Origin of the sequence: Luteibacter jiangsuensis (assembly GCF_030812295.1) — a bacterium.
In the GTDB taxonomy this organism is placed as follows: domain Bacteria; phylum Pseudomonadota; class Gammaproteobacteria; order Xanthomonadales; family Rhodanobacteraceae; genus Luteibacter; species Luteibacter jiangsuensis_A.
On the sequence record NZ_JAUSSK010000002.1, the window covers coordinates 222,474 to 244,742 of the forward strand.

Below are 22,269 nucleotides of genomic sequence, written 5' to 3' on the forward strand. Positions count from 1 at the left end.
ACTACCCAATTAGCTGGCGCGCAGCGCTGCAAGCAGGCCGTCGACCGGTTGAAAACGAACATCCAGTTCGGCGAGCAGGACGCTCCGCATGTCCTTTCGAAATACGTCCATCCATGCGCCCGATCCCGCCTGCTCCCGATGGCGAAGGCGATCGAAGTGCCCCCCGAGCACGGCGGGCACGGCACCCAGCAACGTCTGCTCGCGCGGGCTCAATGCGAGTTCCATCACCGCGTCGACCTCCGCCAACCGGGCCAGCGCGGGCGATTCCACCGCGAGCATGTCCCGAAGGCGGCCCCGCAGCTTGCCTGTCGTGGCCTGCATCGACCTTTGCAGGGCGAGGTATCGCTGGCGGAACAGCGTGTAGTCGGTCGTCTCGTCCACGCCAACGCCCCGCCCCACCTCGCGATCGCCGGAAAGAACCAGTTCGCGCGCTCCCGTGATGGCGTTCACCAGGGATGCCCGGGCGCGAGTGCACTCCTCCTGCGCCCCGCCCAAAACCGGCACATTCTCCGCCGGCGCCGATGGCGCGCCGTCGAGGGCCGTGGAGAGCGCGATGGCGTGGGTCCATTCGAGCCATTGGCTCAAGCGGTCCGACAGCGATTGGCTGGAGGGCGGGGTCTCAACGTCCGTGAGCCGGGCAAGCAGGCGGATGAACGTCGGTCCCCGGACCATCGTCCGTTGGGAAGATTGCACGGTTCTACTGGTCAAAGAGGCTGATTTTACCCTTTTGTTTCACAGCGTGCGTCGGATATCGTAGGTGGCTCGCCGGTTCACTCCGCCCCCCGACGCCACGACACCATGGATGCCGCATGACGAGGAAGCCGATCTGGTCGCCCCTCCGACGACTGGAAGTGAAGCTCGGCATCCTGCTCGGCTCGCTGACAGCGGGTGTCGCCGGCTGGCTCGTGTTCCTGGGTGGCCAACGGAAAAATGTCGAGGACGGCACACCGTCCATCGCGGCGGTCCCGTGAATCGACAACGCCTGCCGGTCACCCTGCTTATCGGCTCGATCGTCGTCATCGTGATTTCAGCCATCGCACCGGCTGTCTGGGCGGACTGGCTGCTTGAAAATGCCGTCGTCGCGGTGGCGCTGCCGCTGTTTGTCTTCGGCTACCGCCGGCTGCGTTTATCCAACGCCAGTTATGTGTCGCTCTTCGTGTTCCTGATCCTGCACGAGACCGGGGCGCACTACACCTACTCGAACGTCCCTTACGACCAGTGGTTTGCCGACGCCTTCGGCGTGACGTTGAACAGCCTGCTCGGCCTGACGCGGAACGACTTCGACCGCCTTGTACATTTTTCGTACGGACTGCTGATTACTCCCGCAGCCGCCGACCTCCTTGCACAGCGGGCACCGCCGCGCGGCATATGGCGTTGGATCCTTCCCGTGACCTTCATCATGTCCCACGCGCTGATCTACGAGCTGGTGGAGTGGGCCGCGGCTACCGCATTCGGGGGTGACCTGGGCCAGGAATACCTGGGAACGCAAGGCGATCCCTGGGATGCGCAGCAGGACATGCTTCTGGCGTCGCTGGGCAGCATCGTGTCCATGCTGTTCCTCGGCTTGACACGACGACTCCCCGTCGAAGCCGGTGTGCCGATCAATCGATAGCAAGCACGATCGCGAAGACCGCCGTGGCGGCGAGCACGCACGGCACCAGGCGCAGCGCATACTCACGACCTCCACGGAACACCGCAAGCACGCATTTGAGCAGGGTATTCGCCACCAGCGCCGCCAGTACGCCCTGCTCGCCCGTCTCGATCGTGGCCTTGCCGGACGAAACCATTTGCGCGGCCGACGCCGCCGCCGCATGGACATCGGCGATACCCGACATCGCCAGCACCCAGGGTATCGAGGTACTTCCCAGATAATCCCGAATGATGGCCGCCAACAGGATGATGCCGGCAAACATGAGCATGAAACGAATGGCGGACCGTGGTTCGAATGGACGCTTGCCCGCGAAGGCCGCGGTGTCGGAAGGTGAAGCACTGGAGTGAAAGCCGAGCAGGAGCGCCATGCCGATGGCAACGCCTCCCGCCACCGCCAACGGCAGGGCCAGATGGGCAAGCAGAGGCGGAGAGAGCATGCCGACGACCACCGCCAGCTGCGCGAACGTGGCGACGTTCGACGCCACTCCCCCGCTCGATGCCGCCGCGACCACCTCTGGAGTAGCGCGTGCCCGATCGCCCATGGCAACGATCGTGGCCGTGCTCGACACGAAACCGCCCGCCAGCCCGGCAAACGCGACCGCCGAGCGCGAGCCAAGCGCCCGCAACATGACGTAACCCACGGCCGAAACCGCCATCACCGCGATCACCAGGAGCCACAGGCGATACGGGTTGAGCGCATGCCAGGGGTCGAGCGTACGGTCCGGCAGCAGGGGGAGCACGATGAATGTCGCTCCCGCCAGCAGCAGGAGATCGTGCAGATCCTGCCCACTGATCAGGTGCCTGCTGATGTGGTGAAGACGCCGCTTGCTGGCGAGGATGATCGCCACGGCGGCGCCAACGCCGCACGCCAACGGCGGCGACGACATCGCCAGGGCACCGAGCAGGAAGGTCGCCAGCATGGCGATCTCGGTGGTCAGGCCCGGGTCGCGGTCACGGGTGCGGCGGTAGGAGGCAAGCATCATCGTGCCGATCGCGAGTCCAGCCACGGCGGTGACCACCGCGCCGAGAAGGGTGGCGACGGCTCCGCAAAGGCCGAGCAACGCGAACGTGCGGATACCCGCGGGCTCACGCTCCGGCCCGTCACCCTTGGCGCGCTCGCGCTCCAGGCCCACCAGCAAGCCGACGATCAGCGCGGCGCCCATGCCGTAAATGGCCGCACCGATGTCCATGGACATCATGCGGCCGGCTCCTTTGCGACAGGGCTCATCATTCCTCCCTCCACGGCGACCCGGTGTCGGGCCGCTACTTGAGGTTCCGCTTCTTCTCGTCCTTGGCGGCCTTCTTTTCCTTCATCGTCTTGGCCGGCTTCTTCTTGTCGCTTTTCTTCGAATCCATACCCTTGCTCATATCGCCTCCTTGGTTGAGATCGCGGTCGCACGGCGTGCGGTGTAGAGAAGACTACGCCAATCCGCACGCCATGGAATGCCAGGAACGCGATTCCACGGCGGCCTAGAGCTTCGCCGACTCCCGCCAGAGGTCCGTTCCCCCATCGGTCGCGTAGGCGTCGATCTGGGCCAGTTCCGCGGCAGTGAAATCGAGGCTCTTCACGGCGTCGAGCGAGTTGTCGAGCTGCTCCACCGTGCGCGCGCCGATCAGCGAGGACGTCACGCGCGGGTCGCGCAACGACCAGGCGATCGCCATCTGGGCCAGCGTCTGTCCACGGCGTTCGGCGATGGCGTTGAGCGCGCGGATGCGTTCGAGGTTCGCTTCGCTGAGCTGTTCCTTGCCGAGCGATCCTTCACGGGTGACGCGCGCATCGGCGGGAATGCCTTTCAGGTATTTCGACGTCAGCAGACCCTGGGCCAGGGGAGAAAAGGCGATGCATCCAGTGCCGAGTTCATCCAGCGTGTCGAGCAGGCCACCCTCGATCCATCGGTTGAACATCGAATAGTTGGGCTGGTGGATGAACAACGGCACGCGCTCCTCGGCCAGGATGGCGGCCGCCTTGCGCGTGAGTTCGGGCGAGTAACTGGAGATGCCCACATACAGCGCCTTGCCTTGGCGATGCAGGTGCGCCAGCGCACCCATCGTCTCTTCCAGGGGCGTGGTGGGATCGACACGATGCGAATAGAAGATATCGACATAGTCCAGGCCCATGCGCTTGAGCGACTGGTCGAGACTGGCGATGAGGTACTTCCGGCTGCCACCGATGCCGCCGTAGGGGCCCGGCCACATGTCCCAACCGGCCTTGGTCGAGATGATCAGTTCGTCGCGGTAGGGTGCGAAGTCGCTCGCCATCACCCGTCCGAAATTCTCTTCCGCCGATCCGTAAGGCGGGCCGTAGTTGTTCGCGAGGTCGAAATGGGTCACGCCACGATCGAAGGCGCGACGAAGGATGGCGCGGCCGGTCTCGAAGACGTCGGCTCCACCGAAGTTCTGCCACAGGCCCAGCGAGATGGCGGGAAGGTCGATACCGCTCCGCCCGCAACGGCGATAAGGCATGAGGTTGTCGTAACGATTCGATGCGGCTTGGTAGGACACGGACGATGCTCCATCAAATGAAGTCCTGAATGTTACGCGCCGTTCCGCTGAAGCGGATATAGGTGCAGACTGTGCGGCATCTTCGAAAGGCGGATGAAGCGCACACATGACCACGGCCCTGCTCGTCATCGACATGCAGCAAGCGCTCTGTTCCGGCGAGGAAGAGGCGTTCGACATCAAGGACATGCTCAAGCGCGTCAACATGCTGATCGCCAACGCGAAGATCGGCGGCGCCAGCGTGATTTTCATCCAGCACGAAGAAGACGAAGGCTCACTGGTATTCGGCAGCGACGGCTGGCAATTGGCGCAGGGGCTCGCGGCCGCCGATGGCGATATCCGAGTGCGCAAGACCACGCCGGACGCGTTCCACAAGACGGAACTGAGCGAGATACTGGAACGGCTGGAAGTGACCGACCTCGTCGTCTGCGGGCTGCAGACGGATTTCTGCATCGACACGACCGTGCGGCGCGCCTTGGCCCTGGGCTTTCCCGTCACGCTTGCAGGGGACGCGCACTCGACCCTAGACAACGGGGTGCTCACCGCCGCCCAGATCATTGCCCACCACAACCGTACGCTCAGCAATATCAGCAGCTTCGGCCCCCGCGCGAGGGTCAAAGCGGCTGCGGAGATACGTTTCCCTGTCGCGTGAGCCTTGGTCGTGAGCCGAATAGAGCGTATATTCGGCTCACGAAATGAGCCGAATGGCTCGGTTTATCGGCTCACGGCAGCGGTATGAACGACCCAAGCTGGATTTGGCAGCGCTCGGACTGGCCGGCTTTTCGCTGGCAAGAAGAGGCTGTCGCGCCCCTCCTGCGCGCCTGCCAGCTCGCCCAGGGCCGCTTGCTGGGCGCCGCCGGCGCAGTGGACGCGGATCTGGAAGCAGGCACCGAACTCGACGCCTTGCTACAGAACGTCGTGGCCTCATCCGCCATCGAGGGGGAGGATCTCGACGTCGGATCGGTGCGTTCGTCGCTGGCGCGCCGCCTCGGCCTTGATGATGAGGTTTCCGGCCGGCGGAGTGCGCGCAGCGAGGGCTTGGCCGAACTCACGCTGGACGCCACGAGGAACTACCGCGACCCGCTCGATCTCCCCCGCCTGCTGCACTGGCATACCTATCTTTTTCCCAAGGGTGGAAACATCCTGCCCCTGCGTATCCGCATCGGGGCCTTGCGCGGTGAGGAACCCATGCAAGTGGTTTCCGGCCGAATGGACAAGCCTCGTGTCCATTTCCAGGCGCCGCCCCGATCCGGGCTGGAAAATCAGGTCGATGCCTTCCTTGACTGGTTTTCGGCCAGTCGCGAGAACTCCGCGCTCGATCCCCTGCTTCGCGCCGGCATCGCCCACCTCTGGTTCGTGACGCTGCACCCCTTCGACGACGGCAACGGGCGGATGACCCGAGCACTCACGGACCTGGCGCTTGCGCAAGCGGAACACCAGGCCATCCGCTTCTACACGATGGCCACCAGCATCCTCGACGATCGCGGGGGCTATTACGACGTGCTGGAAGCAAGCCAGCGCGCCGGCCTGGACATCACGTCGTGGCTCGAATGGTTCCTGCGGACGTTGCTGCGAAGCCTCGAACTGGCACTGGCCCATATCGACCGCGTGATGGGCAAGAGCCGCTTCTGGCGTGAGCACCGTACACACGAGCTTTCGGCGGAACAGGTGAAAGTGCTCAATCGCCTGCTCGACGGAGGGGACCGTGGATTCCCGCAAGGCATCAGCGCCTCGCAGTACCAGGCCGTCGCGAAGGTCTCCAAGGCCACCGCGACGCGTCACCTGGGCGACCTGCTCGACAAGGGAATGATCGTGCGCCTGCCTGGCGGAGGCCGCAGCACGCGTTACCGCATCGCATGGCCCAGCACGGGCATCGCGGATACGGAGCGGCCCGATGCGTGAGTCCACGGCGCCCCGCATGACGACCTTCCTCTCCGCCCTCCGGCTCTGGCTGGCGCTGCTCACCTGCGGGCTCGCGGTGCTACTGGGTTCGGTGCTCATCGGCGGCGGCGATTCCACCATCGCCGCATCATGGCAGGCGCTGGTGTCGCCATCGGATACGCCGATGCACGCCATCGTCTGGGAGCTTCGTCTTCCGCGCGCGGTGGCCGCCTACGGTGTCGGCGGACTGCTGGCCGTCTCGGGATGCCTCATGCAGATCCTCGTGCGCAACCCGTTGGCTGACCCATACACGCTCGGCCTTTCCGGTGGCGCCGCCGTGGGCGCGCTCGGCGCCATGCTGGCAGGGGCCGGTGCGTTGGCGACCGCCCTGGGTGCGGCCTCGGGGGCCCTTCTCGCGTGCATCGCGGTGTTCGTGCTCGCCCATCGCGACCTGCTTGCCCGCGCACGCGCCGCGCAACGCGAAGACTCCACCGACCTGATCCTGATCGGCGTGATGCTGGCCTCCGGCCTGGGCGCGATCGTCAGCATGATGCTGGTATTGGCGCCGGACAAGAACCTGCGCGGCATGCTGTTCTGGATGATGGGCGACCTCAGCGGCGTGGCCAACTGGCTGCTGCCGGCCGTGACGCTGCTCGCTTGCGTGCTCCTGATCGCCCCCCTGGGACGCCAGCTCAATCTGCTGATGCGTGGGGAAGAATCGGCCAGCGCCCTGGGCGTCCGGCCGAACGCCGTGAAGTCGGCGATCTTCGCCATCGCGTCGCTGGCCACGGCCGTGGCGGTGACCACGGCGGGAACCGTGGGTTTCGTCGGCTTGGTGGTACCGCATGCGCTGCGCCGGATCGTCGGCAACGACCAGCGTGTGCTGCTGCCGGCCTGCGCGATCTGCGGCGGCATCGTGGTCGTGGTGGCCGATACGATCTCACGCATCGTCGCCGATCCCATCCAGTTGCCCGTCGGCGCGGTGATGGCGATCATCGGCGTGCCTACTTTCATGTTCCTGCTGGTGCGGCGGCGGTGAGCATCGAGCTGGTCGCCGAATCGCTGGCCGTGTCGATGCGGGGACGCTCGCTCGTCGGCAAGCTGGACATGCGTATCGCGCCGGGGCAGGTTTGGTGCGTGCTCGGTCCCAACGGAGCGGGAAAGTCCACCCTGCTGCGCACGCTGGCGGGCCTGCGTGCGCCAGATGGTGGCCGGGTGGCGCTCGGAGGCCGTGACGTCGCCTCGTATCGCCCGATCGAGATCGCACGCCGGCGTGGCTTCCTCCCGCAAACGATCGTGGATGCCTTCAGTCTCACGGTCATGGAAGCCGTGATGTCGGCCCGCCATCCCAGCCTGCCCTTCTGGGCCTGGGGCGACGAGGACACCCGCCACGCGGAGAGCGCATTACGCACCTTCGAACTGGAGGCGCTGGCGGAGCGCGACATCACCACGCTGTCCGGCGGCGAACGCCAACGGGTGAACATCGCCACGTTGTTCACCCAGGACGTCGACATCATGCTGCTCGACGAACCGCTGTCCTCGCTCGACCTGCATCACCAGATGAAGACCTTGCACGAACTGATGCGTGCCGCCTCCGAACATGGCAAGTCGGTGATCTATACGGTCCACGACATCAACCTCGCCTTCCAGCATGCGACCCACGCCGTGCTGCTGGATGGCAAGGGCGCCGCCCTGGCCGGCCTCAAGGACGATGTCGTCACCAGTGAACACCTCAGTGCCGCCTTCCACCATCCCATCCACGGCGTTACGCTCGGCGACGAACTGTTCTTCCGCGCCGAACGCCTCAACGGATCGCCTCGATGACGCGACTCATCGCCTTGTGTGGGCTGTTCTTCGCCGCCACCGCCGTTGCGACGCCGGTCACCGTCGTCGACGACGCCGGCCGTACCGTCACGTTGCCGCGTCCCGCGCATCGCATCGTCAGCCTCGCACCGAACATCACCGACGCACTCTTCGCGGCCGGTGCGGGTGCCTATGTCGTCGGCACCTCGCGATTCAGCGACCATCCGGACGAGGCGAAGAAGGTGCCGGTGGTGGGCGATGCGACCATGATCGACCTCGAGCGCATCGTTGGCCTGAAGCCCGACATCGTCGTGGTATGGAAGAGCGGCAATTCCGCGGCACAGGTGGAAAAGCTGACCCGCCTGGGCATTCCCGTGTTCTATTCGGAAACGACACGGCTCGCCCAGGTGGCATCGACCACGCGCCAGCTTGGCAGGCTGGCCGGTACCGACGATATCGCCAATCGGAATGCCCGCGCCTTCGAAGCGGAACTCGATCGGCTGCGCACCACCTTCGCGGGCAAGAAGCACTTGAAGGTGTTCTTCCAGATATGGGACCGGCCATTGATGACCGTCGGCCGCGCACAGATCATCGACGACGCCCTCGTCCTTTGTGGTGGCGACAACATCTTCGCCGACCTCGACCAGGCCGCCCCCACCGTCGGCCGCGAAGCGGTACTGGCACGCAATCCCGACGTCATCCTGAGCGGTGGTGGAGAGGGAGAATCGTTGAACGCCTGGAAGGCGTCGTCGTTTCTCGGCGCGGTGAAGCACGACAACGTCTTCGCGATCGACGCGCCGACCCTGGCCCTGCCGTCCCCCTCCATCCTGCCCGGCGTGGCTACCCTCTGCCGTGCCCTGGACGACGCGCGCACGAGGGCGGGGCGCTGAGCGGAACCGTTCAGCGATCTTGCGGCGGCCGTCACATTCCCCTTCGTTAAAATCGACCTCGACACGTCCCCCCACCGGAACGGAGCCGATGACCCCCGCTTTCCCAGCCCCAACCGGCGGCCCCACCGATCTCTCCTGGCTCGACCAGGGAGGCGAAGCCGGCGCGCTGATACGTGCGTTCGACTGGACGCGGACGGGGCTCGGTCCGCTGGAAACCTGGCCGCAGAGCCTGCGCACCGTGACCGGCATGCTCCTGCTGTCGCCGGTGCCCATCGTGCTGCTCTGGGGCGAGAAAGGCATCATGATCTACAACGATGCCTATTCCGTTTTTGCCGGTAACCGGCATCCGGCGCTGCTCGGCTCGGAAGTACGCGAGGGCTGGGCGGAAGTGGCCGATTTCAACGATAACGTCATGCGCGTGGGATTGGCCGGAGGCACGCTCGCCTACAGGGACCAGGAGTTGACCCTGGTCCGGCACGGCAAGCCCGAGCCGGTATGGATGAACCTGGATTATTCCCCCGTACTGGATGAAAGCGGCAAGCCCGGCGGCGTGATCGCGATCGTCGCCGAGACCACCGAACGCGTCCTGGCCGAGGAACGCGTCCGCGAAAACGAAGCCCAGCGCATACGGGCCGAGACCGAGGCCCGTGAAAGCGAACGCCGTTTCCGCGAGGAACTGGAGGCTAAGGTCGCAGAGCGCACGGCCGACCTGGAGCGCACCCGCGCTGCGCGCGCGAAAGCCGAACAGGCGTTGGCCCAGGTGCAGAAAATGGAGGCGCTGGGCAACCTCACCGGTGGCATCGCGCACGACTTCAACAACCTGCTCATGGCGGTGCAAGGCAGCCTCGAACTGCTCCGGGAACGCATGCCACAGGAACCGTTGCTGCTGCGCCTGCTCGACAACGCGCGCGCAGGTACCGAACGGGGAAGCACGCTTACCCGGCGCATGCTCGCCTTCGCCCGGCGCCAGGAATTGCAGAAGGAACGGGTCGACCTCCGCGCGCTGGTCGAAGGCATGAAGGAACTCATGCAGCGATCGCTCGGCGGCACCGTGACCGTGGAGACCCACTTCGCCCCGCGACTTCCCGCGGTGGAGGCCGACCCGAATCAACTCGAGTCGGCCTTGCTCAATCTCGCCGTGAACGCGCGAGACGCCATGGATGGCGCGGGCACCATCGTCATCGCCACGGACGAGACCTGGGTAGGAGATGGCAGCGGACCTGTCGCACCAGGTCATTACGTCCGCCTGGCACTATCCGACGCCGGTTCGGGCATGGACGAGGACACGCTCGAGCGCGCCATCGAGCCCTTCTTCACCACCAAGGGCGTCGGCAAGGGCACGGGACTGGGTTTGTCGATGGTGCACGGGCTCGCCGAGCAACTCGGCGGTGCACTGCTCCTGCATAGCCGCGTCGACGAAGGCACCACGGCCGAGATCTGGTTACCCGCCGCGCCCTCGTTGCCGGAGGTGCCGGTGGCATCAGCGTCCTCCGGCCCCGCAACCGGTCGCTGCGCATCGTCACGCACCTTGAGTATCCTGACCGTGGACGACGACGAACTCGTGCGTGCCACCACCGTGGAAATGCTCGAAGACCTGGGCTATGCGGCGATTCCCGCCCGTTCGGGAGAGGAAGCGCTCAGCCTGCTCGAGAACCAGTGCGTGGACCTGGTCATCACCGACCACGCGATGCCGCACATGACGGGCATGCAACTGGCCGTGCAACTGCGCGAACGCTATCCCGGGCTGCCCGTGGTGATGGCCACCGGTTACGCGGACTTGCCCACAGGCCCACAACTGGACCTGCCACGCCTGGCCAAACCGTATTCCCAGGCCTCGTTGGCGGAGGTCGTCTCACGCATCGTCACCCCTGCAAGCGAATCGTCATCGATGTAAGATCCCCACCTCCCCCGCTTTATCCAGGTATCGGTCCCATGCGCAAGTAATGCCATTGCCCTCCCAGGGCGAGTTTCGATCTTCCCCAAGGCGGGAAGCGGATGGCATGACGAGATCGCACATGACGATGACCTACCTGACGCTCGATGGCGTCACTTGCGTCCTACCCGATGGCAGGACACTTTTCTCCGACCTCTCCGAATCGTTCGACGACCGCCACACAGGCCTGGTCGGCGGCAATGGCGTGGGCAAAAGCGTGCTCGCGCGCATCCTTGCCGGACGGCAGGAGCCGGTGCGCGGGCGATGTGTCCGCGCCGCTTCCGTCCATTACCTCGCACAGCGCGTAGCCGATGATCCCGACGAATCGGTCGCCACGCTCGCCGGTGCCGGCGACATGATCGCTGCGCTGGAACGGATCGAGGCGGGTAGCACCGACCAGTGCGACTTCGACGCGGTGGGCGATCGATGGACCGTGCGCGAACAGCTTCGCGACGCGCTCGATGCGGAAGGCCTCGCCCATGTGGACGCGCGAGGCCCGACCCACGCCCTGAGCGGCGGCGAAGCCATGCGCGTGGCCTTGCTCGGCGCACGCCTGCACGCTGCGGATTACCTGATCCTGGATGAGCCGAGCAACCATCTCGACCATGAAGGCCGCCTGGCGCTGATGCAGTGGTTACGAGGATGGCAGGGTGGTCTCCTCGTCGTCAGCCACGACCGGCAACTGCTCGGCCCGATGGAGCGCATCGTCGAACTGTCATCCCGGGGCTTGCGTAGCTACGGAGGCGACTACGCCTTTTACGAGCAGGTACGTCGCGAGGAACGGCAGGCTGCCGAACGCGCACTCGATGCGCGCAAGACAGAACGTAAGCGTGGCGAGCAAGCGCTGCGCGAGCAGCAGGAAAGGCAGGCGCAGCGACAGGCCCGCGGGCAACGTGATGCCAGCCGGGCCAACCAGGCGCCCATCTTGCTCGGTGGGCGGAAGAGCCGGAGCGAAGGCTCGGCCGGAAAACTGAAGCGGCAACAAGAAATCACGCGCGACACGCTTTCCCAAAGGGTCGCGGAAGCGGCGCGGCAAGTGGAAAGCGAGGCGCCGCTCTCCGTGCTGGCCCCGAACGCCACGCACGTGGCACGACGCAGGGTGGCTCTGCTGGAGCGCGTGGAGCTGCCTTTCGTGCGTGGTGCGGCAGGTACCGCCGACCTGGTCCTCATGGGCGGGCAACGCGTCGGCGTCGTGGGTTCCAACGGCAGCGGCAAGTCCACCCTGCTGCAGGTGCTCGCCGGACGAGTCGCGCCGCGGGGCGGGCATGTCGACGTTCCCGTTCCCGTGGCCTGGCTGGACCAGCGGCTTTCGACGCTGGACGCGTGCCGTCCCGTGATCGACCACATGCGGGAAGCGAATCCCGCGGCGGCCGAGGATGCCCTACGCCTGCGGCTCGCCCTGCTCGGACTCGATGCGGACAAGGTAGCGGTGCCTGCCGCCCAACTGAGCGGGGGAGAGCGCCTCAAGGCCGCCCTCGCGCTGGCACTGGTCGCCGACCCGCCACCGCAACTGCTGCTTCTCGACGAACCCGGCAACCACCTCGACCTTGCCTCGCTCGAGGCACTGGAGACGATGCTCCAACAGTACGAAGGCTCGCTCGTGGTGGTGTCGCATGACGAAATCTTCCTTGATCGCCTTCGGCTCACCGACCGTCTTTCGCCAACGCCGGCGGGGTGGCGGATGACGCCGTGGTGATGCCATGCGCAGCGGATGCCACATGGCCACCCGTCACGCGCAGGTTATCCATAAGGTATTCCCGCAGGGTGGGATCGGGAGGTGTTTCCGCTACCCCATCGAACGGCCCGCGCAGCGCCTCGGCCATGAGATACATGCCCGCTTCGCGGGCCACGGCGCGTTCGTTCTGGTGTCCCGCCACCGGGTCCACCAGCAGCGTCACGTCCTTGCCGAGCAAGGTCAGCCGCGCCACGTAGCCGAGCACTCCGCGCAGGGCCACGCGCTGGTCGTCGCCACCGGCGAGTATCGTCAACGGGCGGTTCATGCGTGCCGCATTCGCGAGAGGCGATTGCATGTGCAGGCTGCCCATGCGCTCACGGTCGCCCAGGTCGAGCGCAACCAACGACATCCATCGCTCGAACGGAAGCACCGCCGACAACACCTGCGCTTCGCGCGTGCGCGTGATCCATGTGAGATCCCATGCGAAATCGGCCGGCGGCACCAACGCCACGCCGACGTGGAACAGTTCGGACTGCCAGGTCAGCCCGAGCAGCGTCGAGTAACCACCGAAGGAGGCACCGACGATGCCGACACGGCTTTCGTCGCCCACGCCTGCGGCGAGCAAGGCCTGCGTGCCCTCGACGATGTCTTGCTGGACGCGGCCGTTGCCGAAGTCGCCTTTGGCCGCGAGCATGTAGTCGCGACCGAAACCGGTGGACCCTCGGAAGTTCGGCTCGAACACCGCGTAACCCCGGTTCACCAGGAACTGCGCATAACCCGTGCCGAATTCCTCCGGGGCGACCTGGCCCCAGGGGCCGCCGTGGATCATGGCCACAAGCGGGACACCCGCGGGATCGAGGCCCGGCGGCACACGCACGAAACCGTGCAGGCGCATTCCGTCGGAGGCGGTCCAGGAGAACGGCAGCTGCCGTGCCATGGCGGGCTCCGGAAGCCATTGGGCCATGCCGCCGTCGCGCGCGCGGCGCGGCATGTCGTCCAGGATGTCGCTGAAGTGCCCGCCCACGGGGTCGTAGAGGTGATAACGGGCCCCTTGCAGGGCGCCTCCCCGCTCCACCACGAGCCAATGCGACCGTCCGGGCTGAAGCGTCACGGCGCGCCCACGATAGTGCCGTTCGATGGCATCGATGTGCGCTTGCGTCGTGCGGTCGATGCCCCGATTGATGGCCACGGTTCCACGGAACACCCCGAGCATCGGCAGCCCCGACGACGGGTCGGCCACCAGATCGGCCAGGTCGGCCTCACCCCGTGGATCGGCAAGCATGTCGCTGAGCGTTCCGTCGCGTTCCAGCCGCTGCAGACGGCGCAGACTGCCACCGATGTCACTGGCGAACCATGGCCTTCCTTCGCCGTCGAGACGTGGCCACAGACCACAGCGATGCATTTCTTCGCAATGCAGCGCCTCGTGCCTGGCGCCGTCCGCATCGAGCCGCCACGTCACCATCCTGTCATCGTGCATGACCTGGAGAAAGGCGAGCCGCCCGTTTCCATCGAGCGCATAGCCACCGATACGGTCCGGCGTCTCCGCCAGCAGTTCGCGGCGCCCTTCGTTGTCGATGCGCACGAGCCGCCACGACCTCGTCGAACCGGCCGCCTCAAGCGAACGTTCGCGTACGATCGCCGCGGCGTCCCGCGCCGGATCGGCGTCCATGAAGGCACGCTCCTCCGCGCCACCCAGTTCGGCCAGCAGGCGCGAACCACCCTGGCCCGCGGCGGCGACAGCGAACAGGCGTCGCGCGGAAACGACCAGCAGCCAGCGGCCGTCGCGTGTCCATGCGATGCCGGTCGCGTCGGTGGAGGCGAGTACCTGTCTTTCGGTTCCATCGATCGCCGCCAGCCACAGCCCACGCCTGTCGTCGACTCCGCGGATGAATGCGAATCGCTTGCCGTCCGGCGACATGGTCACGTCGGCTATCGCCGGGCGGACCAGGAACGCATCGCGTTCGAACCGGGCAGCCCACGGCCTCTCCCGCTCGGCCCGTAATGCCAGCTCGAACGCTTCGTCCGTCGCGAAGGCCGGTATCGCGAGGACGAGCGCGCCGAGCGCCCCGAGCCATACCCGGAACGTAGTCATCATCTTCTCCTTGCGAGCGATCAGGTAGCCGGGACGGCGTGGACCGTGTCGTCCACGATGCCTTCGCGGCGCGGGACAATGAGCAAGAGGCCGACCAGCGCGGGAATCCCCACGATTCCGCAACCCAGTGTCCAAGCAGCGCGCGCCGGGAGAGAGGATGCACGGCGCCAGGCGACCCAGCCACCGATGCACAACGAGAGCAAGGCCAACACGGCGGCCAGTGCGCGCACGGACCCAGGGATAGGCGGTATGGCGGTCGTGCCCAGCGGATCAACCGGCGCGAACAGCCCGGCGGCCATCTCGCGCACCCTGTACATGACGGGCGATGCCCACCAAGCCGTGTAGCGATAGAAGGTTGGGAAATCCTGGTGGAGGGCATGGGTGGCGACGGGAGTGACCCGCCCCGCATCATCCACCCAGAGAACAGTCTGGTACGGAGGTGCACCGAGCATCGTATGCGCGCGCTGGGTAAACGTGAACGAGACCAGGTAGCCGTCGACCAGCTCGACCAGTTCCGTCGTATACAGGTCACCCGGCTCACCGGGTATGGGAACGCGATACCGCGGTACTGGCGGCGTCTCGCCATCCAGAAGGTGTCGTCCGTCGACCACGTAGACGGACCGGTCGCTCAGCACCGCCAGGCTGCCACCGATAGGCGTCGTCCCGAGCAGCCATTCGCCATGCGGCACGCTTACTCGCGGAACGACGCGCCGTGCGGCGGAAAGGTATTGATAGAGCGTGTTGCCCGCGATGATCGTCGCGTCGCCCTTGGCGATGCCCGGAAGCACGCCGGCCGGCGAGGCGACGGCGTCGAAGGCCACGTTACCTCCACCGATGCCCAACTCGCCCGCGGGTCGTCCGTCAGCGAGGCCCGTGCCCTCGAAGCGCATGCGCCCGTGGCTGAAGGTCCAGTGCGAACGCGTTTCCGGATCGTCGAATTCGATGGGCATCGTATTGTTCAGTTCACCGCGTGTCCCGATGCTCCGGACCTGACGATCCAGCTCGTGTACGTCGGACAGCACGACCTGTTCGCGCCATAGTGCCGCGTCGGTCGATGTAGCCCCTGCGAGTCCGGCGATCATGCGCTCGCGCCCCGACATGCGCTCGGCCTCGACATGGCCGCCCCGTGGCGGCGTGCTCATGTTGTTCGGGTGGGTGCCTTGCATGATCCACAAGAGTTCACCGACGAAGCCTGCGAGCAGCAAAAGCATATAGACGGCCATCTGCACGGGCACGGCGGTAACCACCGTAGCCATGGCGGAGCGTGGCGCCTCGCCGAGATCAGGCCGGAACGCGATTAGCACCATCGCGAGGAGCCAGAGGCATGCCAGCGCCTGCACCGCCAACGCCGCCGGACCCGATGCGTCCGCCACGGCGATCCATGCGAGCAGGACCAGTCCGGCAGCCGAATAACGGCGGTCCGCCAGCAAGCCATACGCGCCGGCGAAATAACCGCACAGTGCGATGAGAAGCGCTGCCGCGGGCAGGATCGCCTGGCGCAGCTCGACGATGCGTGGCGTACCCCATGCCTGCCAGGCCACGATCGCGGCGAGTGGAAGCACCACCCCTGCCAGCAGCGCAACCGCGCCCGCGCCGATCAGGCCGGCGGCGATGCGGCGTGGTGCCACGGGCCGGTGCAAGAGGTTGATCCACTGGTTCGGGCGGCGCCAGGTACCCATCTGGTGCAACCCCAGCAGGATGCCCGTGATCGCATAGACCGCCCCGAACAGGCGACGGACATTGATCGGTTGCTGGCCGAGGTCCACCAGCCGGTTGAAGAACGCCAGCACCAGCAGGTGGCCAACGGCATAGGCCAGTATCCAGAGGCGGTACCGCAGCCATTCGGCCTTGAAGATGTCGCGCATGAGGAATCCCCTTGGCGGTGGCGGCTCAAGCGGCCACGGGCGCCGCGTGCTGTTTGGACAGGAAGCTGTTGACGGCGCGGTCGAGGCTCACCGGCAGGCGGTGCACGTCGCGGGCGCCGCAGGCATGGAGGAACTCCGCGAACTCCTCGCCTTGGTCGAGCACCAGGTAATGATGGATGCCGTCGATGCGTTGCGCGTCGAGCAGGCCCGGAATGGTTCGCGGATCCGGCCCGCGAAACGGGATGTCCGCAATCCAATGCGATACCCGCGAGCGGAAGTCGTCCGGCGGCGAGACGTTTCGCAATGCGCCGCGCTCCATGATGATCAGGTTGTCGGCGACACGCTCCACTTCTTCCATCTGGTGGGAGCAGTAGATGACCGTGCAGCCCTCCACGGCGTTGGAGTGGAGCAAGGTTTCGAGGAAGGCGCGCTTGGCGACGACATCCAGTCCGAGCGTCGGCTCGTCGAGCACGAGCAGTTCGGGACGCTGCGCCAGACTGAGCGCCAGGTTGAAGCCCGCGCGTTCCCCGCGCGACAGCTGGCTCACCTTCTGCCCTACCTGCACGTTGTAGTGACCGATCACCTCGTCGAACGCAGGCTGGCTCCAGCGTGGATATTGGCGCCGTTGCATCGCGGTGACCGCAGCGACGGTCATCCAGCCCTGCAAGGTGTGTTCCTCGTTGACGAATCCGATTCGTTCGCGATCGGATGGCGTGAGCCGGCGGCTGTCGCGCCCGAGGATGCGCGCCTCCCCCGAGGTCGCGGGAAGGAAGCCCAGGAGGACGCGGAACAGTGTGGACTTGCCCGCGCCATTCGCGCCGACGATGGCGTGGATGCTGCCACTTTCGATCGCGAGGTCGAGGTGATCGATGGCGATCTTCTTCCCATATCGCTTGGTCAGGCCACGTGTCTCGATCACATACCCGGCGTGCCGTGTCTCGTTCATGGGGTTCCTCGGGCGAGCGTCAGGCGGACTTCTTCGCCAGCACGCCCAACGCCTTGTCCAGGCGGGCGATGGCGCGGTCCGGCGGGTAATCCAGGGCGGCCACTTCATGGACGAAGGCCTGTATCGCCTCGTCCATGCGCCGGTCGCGCTCCGCGGCACTGAGCCGCTGGCGCGGTGGCGCGACGTACAGGCCCAGACCCTGGCGTGATTCGAGCCAGCCTTCCGCGGTCAACTCGGCATAGGCCTTGGCGACGGTGTTCGGGTTGATCGTCAGCTGCTGCGCGAGACCGCGCACGCTGGGGAGTTGTGCCCCCGGCTCGAGTTCACCGGTAGCGATGCGCATGCGCACGGCGTCGACGATCTGCTTGCCGATGGGGCGGGGATCGCCGGTGGCGATCTGGATAGGTAACGCTTGGGTACGCGCCATCGCAGTGAACCATCTGTACTAGTGCAAATAGTACAGCAGGAACGTCCGTGGCCCGTCAATAGGTCCATGGTCCCGCCCCGGGGAGAATGGCCTCCCGGGGCGGATCGTTCTACGGCTTCGCCGCGCCAGCCTTTTCCGGCAACCGGTAGCGTTGCTTGCCGTAGGCCCAGCTTGGCCACAAGGCATGCGCCAACGCGGTCTTCTCGAGCTGCGGATCGACCGGCTGCGGCTCGAGCTTCTCACCGTCGGGGCTGTACTCGCCATTCAAGGTATAGCGGTACTGCGTGGGCGGCTGGTTAGGGCGCAGCACGATCAGGCGGTCGTTCTTCAGGTAACCGTAGTTGTCGCCGTACTGCATGATGGCGCGGTCCGGATAACGCTGGGTGAGATCGGCGCCGAGCATCGGGTGTTCGCTGCTGATGCCGATAAGCGAGAGAAGGGTGGGAGCCAGGTCCATCTGGCTCACGATGTGGTCGTCCTTCTTCACCGGCACACCCGCGCCGAGGATCAACGCGGGAATGTGGAAGTGGCGCACGGGCACGAGGCTCGCGCCGAACACGCGCGCGTCGTGGTCGGCCACGATCAGGAACACGGTGTGGTTCCAGTACGGTGACTGCTTCGCCCGCTCGAAGAAACGGCCGATGGACCAGTCAGCGTAACGCACCGCGTTGGCATTGCTCGCCGGATCGCCTTCGGGCTGGATGCGGCCGGCAGGGTATTCCCAGGGCGTGTGGTTGGACACCGAGAAGGCCACCGTGAGGGTGGGTTTGTCGCCATCGTCGAGGAGCCGGTGATGCAACTCGTTGAACATGTCCTCGTCGGACGCGCCCCACGAACCGACGAAGGTCGGCTTGGTCTCGAAGGTGGCGCGGTCCACGACTTCATTGAAGCCGTTGCCGAAGAAGAACGAGCGCATGTTGTCGAAGTGCGCCTCCCCGCCGTACAGGAACCGCGTGTGGTAACCGAAGGTATCCAGCAGCGCGCCGAGGGTGAAGAAATCCCGCTGGCTGCGCGGCAGTTTCAACACGGCTTCGGCAGGCGTGGGCAGGAAACCGGTAGTCACGGCCTCCAGGCCCCGTGCGCTGCGCGTACCGGTGGCATAGGTACGGGTGAGCCACCAGCCGTCGTTCGCGAGCTTGTCGAGTTCCGGTGTGTAGCCCGCGCCACCGAGGCTGCCGACGAACTGCGCGCCGAGGCTTTCCTCGAGGATGATGACGAGGTTGAACGGCTTCTCGCCCTGCCGCGTCGCTTGCTGACGATGCAGGCTGGGGTACTGCGGATCGAGCGGCGGTCCGTCGAGCCCGGCGTCCCGGCGCACGATCGACTGCATCTCGTCTTCGGGCATCTTGCCGTACACCGCCGACGCCGAGCGTTCATTACCCAGCGCGATGGCCGCGTTCAACACGTTGTAGAGCGAGTTCAACGGCAGGGTGTTGACCATCGCATCGTTGGTGAAGGCTACTTGCGAGGCATTCAACGGACGATGCTGCAACGTGCCGCGGCCGGCGAGGAAGAGCACCACGAAGGCCAGTACCGTAGCCACGGGGCGCAACCAGCCGCGCATCGGCACACGGTCCGGCCGGCGCGTGGGCAGCAGGCGGAAGCCCAGCCAGCCGATCAGCGCGAAGGCCACGAGGCCCGCGGCCACCGATAGCTTGTAGCCATGCCAGAGCATGGCCGCCACTTCGTTGGGGCTGGTCAGGTACTCGAAGTAGAGACGGTTCGGGCGCGTGTCGTATTCGACGATAAACTGCGGCGTGGAGACTTCCAGCAACACGAAGGCCAGCCACCAGAAGCGCAGCCACCATGCGGCGATGCGCGTGGGCCACGCGCGGTGACCGAGCCAGGGCGAGAGCAGCGCCGGCCACGCCACGATCATGGCGACCAGCGAGAAGTCGATACGCCAGCCACCGAACAGCACCGGCCAGAGTCCGCCAGCATCGTGGACGCGGGTCCACTGCCACAAGGACAGCCCCACGCGTGAGAGCGTCAGGAAGACGAGGGCGGCAACGATGAAACGCCAGGTGAGCTTGCGCACGTGGAAGATCCGGGTGGGGCGCGGCGGGTGGCCACGCGTGGAGAACGCATGTTACAGCCCCAAGACTTTACACTGTGCGTCCCATCAGCAACTTACGGCGGCCTTTCGGCCACCGCGCGAGGATCGACGATGTTCAGACTGGCCGAGGCCCAGCCGATCGCCACCGGGCATGTCCGCGAGGTGTACCAGCACCCCGGCGAGGCGGACCTGCTGATCAAGGTGATCGCCAGCGGCTCCATCGAGGAACGCTGGAACAAGGCCCCGTGGTATCGCCGCATGGCGCGAAGCGGGCCGTACAAGGATTTCGTGCGCGAGTTCCGCGAGTACGTCACCGGGATCTACGTGGGCGGCTACGCCACCCAGCCCATCGCCCGTGTGGTCGGCCTGGAAATGACCGACATCGGGCTCGGCCAGATCGTGGAAAAGGTGCGCACGCCCGACGGCCGGCTGGCACCGACGCTGCACGACTGGGTGAAGGCGGACGGCTTCACGGCGAAGACCCAGGCGGAGCTGGAAGAGTTCTACGCGCGCCTGCTCTCGCACAACACCATCGCCGCCGATCTGCACGCATGGAACGTGGTCTACGGCGAGGATTCCCGCGGTGGTCCGCGCCTGGTCATGATCGACGGCTTCGGCGAGAAGAACATCATCCCGCACTGCTCCATGAACCGCGCGCACAACGCCTCGCGGACGAAGAAGAAGTACGAGCGCATGCTTCGGCGGACGAAGGCCGAGGCGCCGTTTACTTCGTAACCGCTGGCGACGGCACGCAACCGGGCTTCGACGCCGCCGCGGGCAGCAGCGCGAAGCGCGAGCGGTTCGCCACGCCCAGTGGCACGACCTTGTCGGCGACGATGCAGTCGTCGAACGCTTCCTCGTTGATGAGCAACCAGCGATGCGCCGGATCGGCCACCTGCCAGGCGCGCGCATCGTGCAGCTGTGCCGCCGAATCGCGTGCGAAACCGAATTCCGCCACGGGCCGCCGGGCCTGGTAGAGAAGCTCCTCGCGCCACGCCACGAGGCCCAGTTGTCCGTCGGTGCCGATCGCGGCGTCCGCCTCTTCCATCAGCTGGCGCGTGGACTGGTTGGCGTCGAGCAGCGGATACGTGCCCAACGGCCAGATGATCCATGCCAGCGCCATGCCGCCAAGCAGGGCGGCGACACCACGCCGTGGCCTGAAAACCAGCGCCGACACCAGGAAGCCCACGCCCACCGCGATCACGCAGACCCAGAGGTCGTGGCCGTGGCCCGGCAATTCGTAGCCTTCGGCGATCCGTTGCGCAACCTTCGGCGTCTTCGTCAGCGCCCACAGTCCGGCTCCGCCGAACACCGCGGCGCAACCAAGCGTGATCCAGAACGCGACCTTGGGCAGCCAGCGGGTCTTCAGCAGGTCCACGACATAAGGCGCCATCGCCAGGGCCAGCATCGGCAGCGCGGGCAGGATGTAGATCTCGCGCTTGCCGCGCGGAATAGAGAAGAACACCAGCACCAGCACGAACCACAGCAGGGGCATCCACACCCGCGGCTCGCGCAGGCGCAACGCGTCGCGCCAGCGCGGCACGAGGAAGGGAACCAGCAGCCAGGTGGGAATCCACTGGCGCAGGATCACCAGCAGGAAGAACCAGGGCTTTTCCTCGTGCTGCCAGGAATTGGCGTAGCGCTCGGCGGTCTGCCGGAACAGGATGTCATGCACATAGGCCAGGTACTCCGGCGTGCGCAGCCCGTAGGCGGTCGCGAGCATCGGCACCAGCCACAGAGCGATGGCGAGCAGGAACGCCAGCGCGCCGCCCGCCCAGCGCCAGCCGTCGCCGCGGGTCACGGTCACCCCCGGCCATTGCCGCGCGCGCATCACGGCGTAGGGAATCAGCATCAGCAGTGCGATGACGCCCACGCCTTTCGTGATCACGCCCAGCCCGGCGGCGAAACAGCCCAGCCAGTACATGCGCCAGTTCGGACCGCGCAGGCAGTGCAGCAGGATCCCCGTGTTGCCCAGGGTGATCCAGAACAGGTTGAGCGGATCGATCTGCGCGTGCTTGACGACGTCGACGAACTGCATCGTCGCCAGCACGAGCGCGGCCGCCACCAGGCCCACGTGCGCGTTCCAGAGGCGCCTGCCGAGGTGCCAGACCAGGGCGAGTGTACCGAGACCGGAGAACAGCGAGGTCAACAGGAAGGCGCCGCGCCAGCCGCCGGTGAGCCACATCCAGAATGCTTCCGTCCACATCAGCATGGGCGGCTTGTCGGAATACAGCTCCATGCCCCGATGCGGGAACAGCCATTGGCTGGATTCGAGCATCTGTCGGGCGACGAGGGCGAAACGCGGCTCGTCCGGCGGCCACGGGTCGCGCAAACCGATGCCCGCCGCCAGTACGGCCAGGGCGATCAGCATGAACCAGCCGAACTCGCGGCGAAGGGATCGTTCGTCGGTGGATAGCATGGATACGTCTGGCAAGGCGGTCCCGCGCATCGTAGCCGAAGGGGCACCCTGCCACCCTTATCGTTCGCTTAGGGGATCCATTTCAATTTTCCGGAGCTGGAACGTCTAAAGGGTTCGCCGGTGCGGAAATCGG

Annotated in this window: 19 protein-coding genes; 10 read left to right on the top strand and 9 right to left on the bottom strand. The window is 66.2% G+C overall.

Going from position 1 to position 22,269, the window contains the following annotated elements:
• Positions 1-9 precede the first annotated feature (9 nt).
• Positions 10-708, bottom strand: coding sequence for a DUF3348 domain-containing protein (locus tag J2T07_RS06450; protein WP_430539320.1), 699 nt, complete (start codon positions 706-708; stop codon positions 10-12).
• Between the two features lie 101 nt (positions 709-809).
• On the opposite strand from J2T07_RS06450, the gene J2T07_RS06455 reads away from it, so the two are divergent.
• Positions 810-971 carry a hypothetical protein gene (locus J2T07_RS06455; protein WP_306848364.1) on the top strand — a complete coding sequence of 54 codons (162 nt, stop codon included), beginning with the start codon at positions 810-812 and terminating at the stop codon, positions 969-971.
• Positions 968-1,612: a DUF2238 domain-containing protein gene (locus J2T07_RS06460; protein WP_306848366.1), complete on the top strand. Its 645-nt coding sequence runs from the start codon at positions 968-970 to the stop codon at positions 1,610-1,612. Before J2T07_RS06455 ends, J2T07_RS06460 begins: the two co-directional genes overlap by 4 nt.
• On the opposite strand, the gene J2T07_RS06465 is transcribed toward J2T07_RS06460, so the two are convergent.
• Both J2T07_RS06465 and mgrA read right to left on the bottom strand, forming a co-directional pair.
• Positions 1,602-2,849 (bottom strand): MgtC/SapB family protein, encoded by a 1,248-nt coding sequence (locus tag J2T07_RS06465; RefSeq protein WP_306848368.1) that lies wholly within the window; start codon positions 2,847-2,849, stop codon positions 1,602-1,604. The two genes, J2T07_RS06460 and J2T07_RS06465, sit on opposite strands and share 11 nt — an antisense overlap.
• Positions 2,850-3,120: 271 nt before the next feature.
• Positions 3,121-4,152, bottom strand: coding sequence for an L-glyceraldehyde 3-phosphate reductase (gene mgrA / locus J2T07_RS06470; protein ID WP_306848369.1), 1,032 nt, complete (start codon positions 4,150-4,152; stop codon positions 3,121-3,123).
• Between the two features lie 106 nt (positions 4,153-4,258).
• Here mgrA and J2T07_RS06475 point away from each other — a divergent pair, with 106 nt between their 5' ends.
• From J2T07_RS06475 to J2T07_RS06505, 7 genes are all read left to right on the top strand, one after another.
• Positions 4,259-4,801 (top strand): cysteine hydrolase family protein, encoded by a 543-nt coding sequence (locus J2T07_RS06475; protein ID WP_306848371.1) that lies wholly within the window; start codon positions 4,259-4,261, stop codon positions 4,799-4,801.
• Between the two features lie 83 nt (positions 4,802-4,884).
• Positions 4,885-6,051, top strand: a complete 1,167-nt coding sequence (locus J2T07_RS06480; protein ID WP_306848372.1) for a Fic family protein — start codon at positions 4,885-4,887, stop codon at positions 6,049-6,051.
• Positions 6,044-7,069 (top strand): FecCD family ABC transporter permease, encoded by a 1,026-nt coding sequence (locus J2T07_RS06485; RefSeq protein ID WP_306848374.1) that lies wholly within the window; start codon positions 6,044-6,046, stop codon positions 7,067-7,069. The genes J2T07_RS06480 and J2T07_RS06485 overlap by 8 nt, the downstream gene beginning before the upstream one ends.
• Positions 7,066-7,854 (top strand): ABC transporter ATP-binding protein, encoded by a 789-nt coding sequence (locus J2T07_RS06490; RefSeq protein WP_306848376.1) that lies wholly within the window; start codon positions 7,066-7,068, stop codon positions 7,852-7,854. The genes J2T07_RS06485 and J2T07_RS06490 overlap by 4 nt, the downstream gene beginning before the upstream one ends.
• A complete protein-coding gene (locus J2T07_RS06495; protein WP_306848378.1) occupies positions 7,851-8,723 on the top strand; it encodes a cobalamin-binding protein in 873 nt (290 codons plus the stop codon). Before J2T07_RS06490 ends, J2T07_RS06495 begins: the two co-directional genes overlap by 4 nt.
• A gap of 88 nt (positions 8,724-8,811) precedes the next feature.
• A complete protein-coding gene (locus tag J2T07_RS06500) occupies positions 8,812-10,617 on the top strand; it encodes a response regulator (protein WP_306848380.1) in 1,806 nt (601 codons plus the stop codon).
• A gap of 121 nt (positions 10,618-10,738) precedes the next feature.
• Positions 10,739-12,352, top strand: a complete 1,614-nt coding sequence (locus J2T07_RS06505; RefSeq protein ID WP_306849503.1) for an ATP-binding cassette domain-containing protein — start codon at positions 10,739-10,741, stop codon at positions 12,350-12,352.
• On the opposite strand, the gene J2T07_RS06510 is transcribed toward J2T07_RS06505, so the two are convergent.
• The 5 genes from J2T07_RS06510 to J2T07_RS06530 form a co-directional block, all read right to left on the bottom strand.
• Positions 12,300-14,423 carry a prolyl oligopeptidase family serine peptidase gene (locus J2T07_RS06510; protein ID WP_306848382.1) on the bottom strand — a complete coding sequence of 708 codons (2,124 nt, stop codon included), beginning with the start codon at positions 14,421-14,423 and terminating at the stop codon, positions 12,300-12,302. The genes J2T07_RS06505 and J2T07_RS06510 overlap by 53 nt on opposite strands.
• Before the next feature lie 20 nt (positions 14,424-14,443).
• Complete coding sequence (locus J2T07_RS06515) at positions 14,444-16,288, bottom strand: hypothetical protein (RefSeq protein WP_306848384.1); 1,845 nt, start codon at positions 16,286-16,288, stop codon at positions 14,444-14,446.
• Between the two features lie 25 nt (positions 16,289-16,313).
• Positions 16,314-17,234 carry an ABC transporter ATP-binding protein gene (locus J2T07_RS06520; protein WP_306848386.1) on the bottom strand — a complete coding sequence of 307 codons (921 nt, stop codon included), beginning with the start codon at positions 17,232-17,234 and terminating at the stop codon, positions 16,314-16,316.
• A gap of 19 nt (positions 17,235-17,253) precedes the next feature.
• The gene (locus tag J2T07_RS06525; protein ID WP_306848387.1) at positions 17,254-17,661 is read right to left on the bottom strand and encodes a GntR family transcriptional regulator; all 408 of its coding nucleotides are present in this window, start codon (positions 17,659-17,661) and stop codon (positions 17,254-17,256) included.
• A 109-nt stretch (positions 17,662-17,770) separates the two neighbouring features.
• Positions 17,771-19,699, bottom strand: coding sequence for an LTA synthase family protein (locus tag J2T07_RS06530; RefSeq protein WP_306848390.1), 1,929 nt, complete (start codon positions 19,697-19,699; stop codon positions 17,771-17,773).
• A gap of 129 nt (positions 19,700-19,828) precedes the next feature.
• Here J2T07_RS06530 and J2T07_RS06535 point away from each other — a divergent pair, with 129 nt between their 5' ends.
• On the top strand, positions 19,829-20,452 hold the full coding sequence (locus J2T07_RS06535) for a YrbL family protein (RefSeq protein WP_306848392.1): 624 nt from the start codon (positions 19,829-19,831) through the stop codon (positions 20,450-20,452).
• On the opposite strand, the gene J2T07_RS06540 is transcribed toward J2T07_RS06535, so the two are convergent.
• Complete coding sequence (locus tag J2T07_RS06540) at positions 20,442-22,151, bottom strand: ArnT family glycosyltransferase (protein ID WP_306848394.1); 1,710 nt, start codon at positions 22,149-22,151, stop codon at positions 20,442-20,444. The genes J2T07_RS06535 and J2T07_RS06540 overlap by 11 nt on opposite strands.
• Positions 22,152-22,269 lie beyond the last annotated feature (118 nt).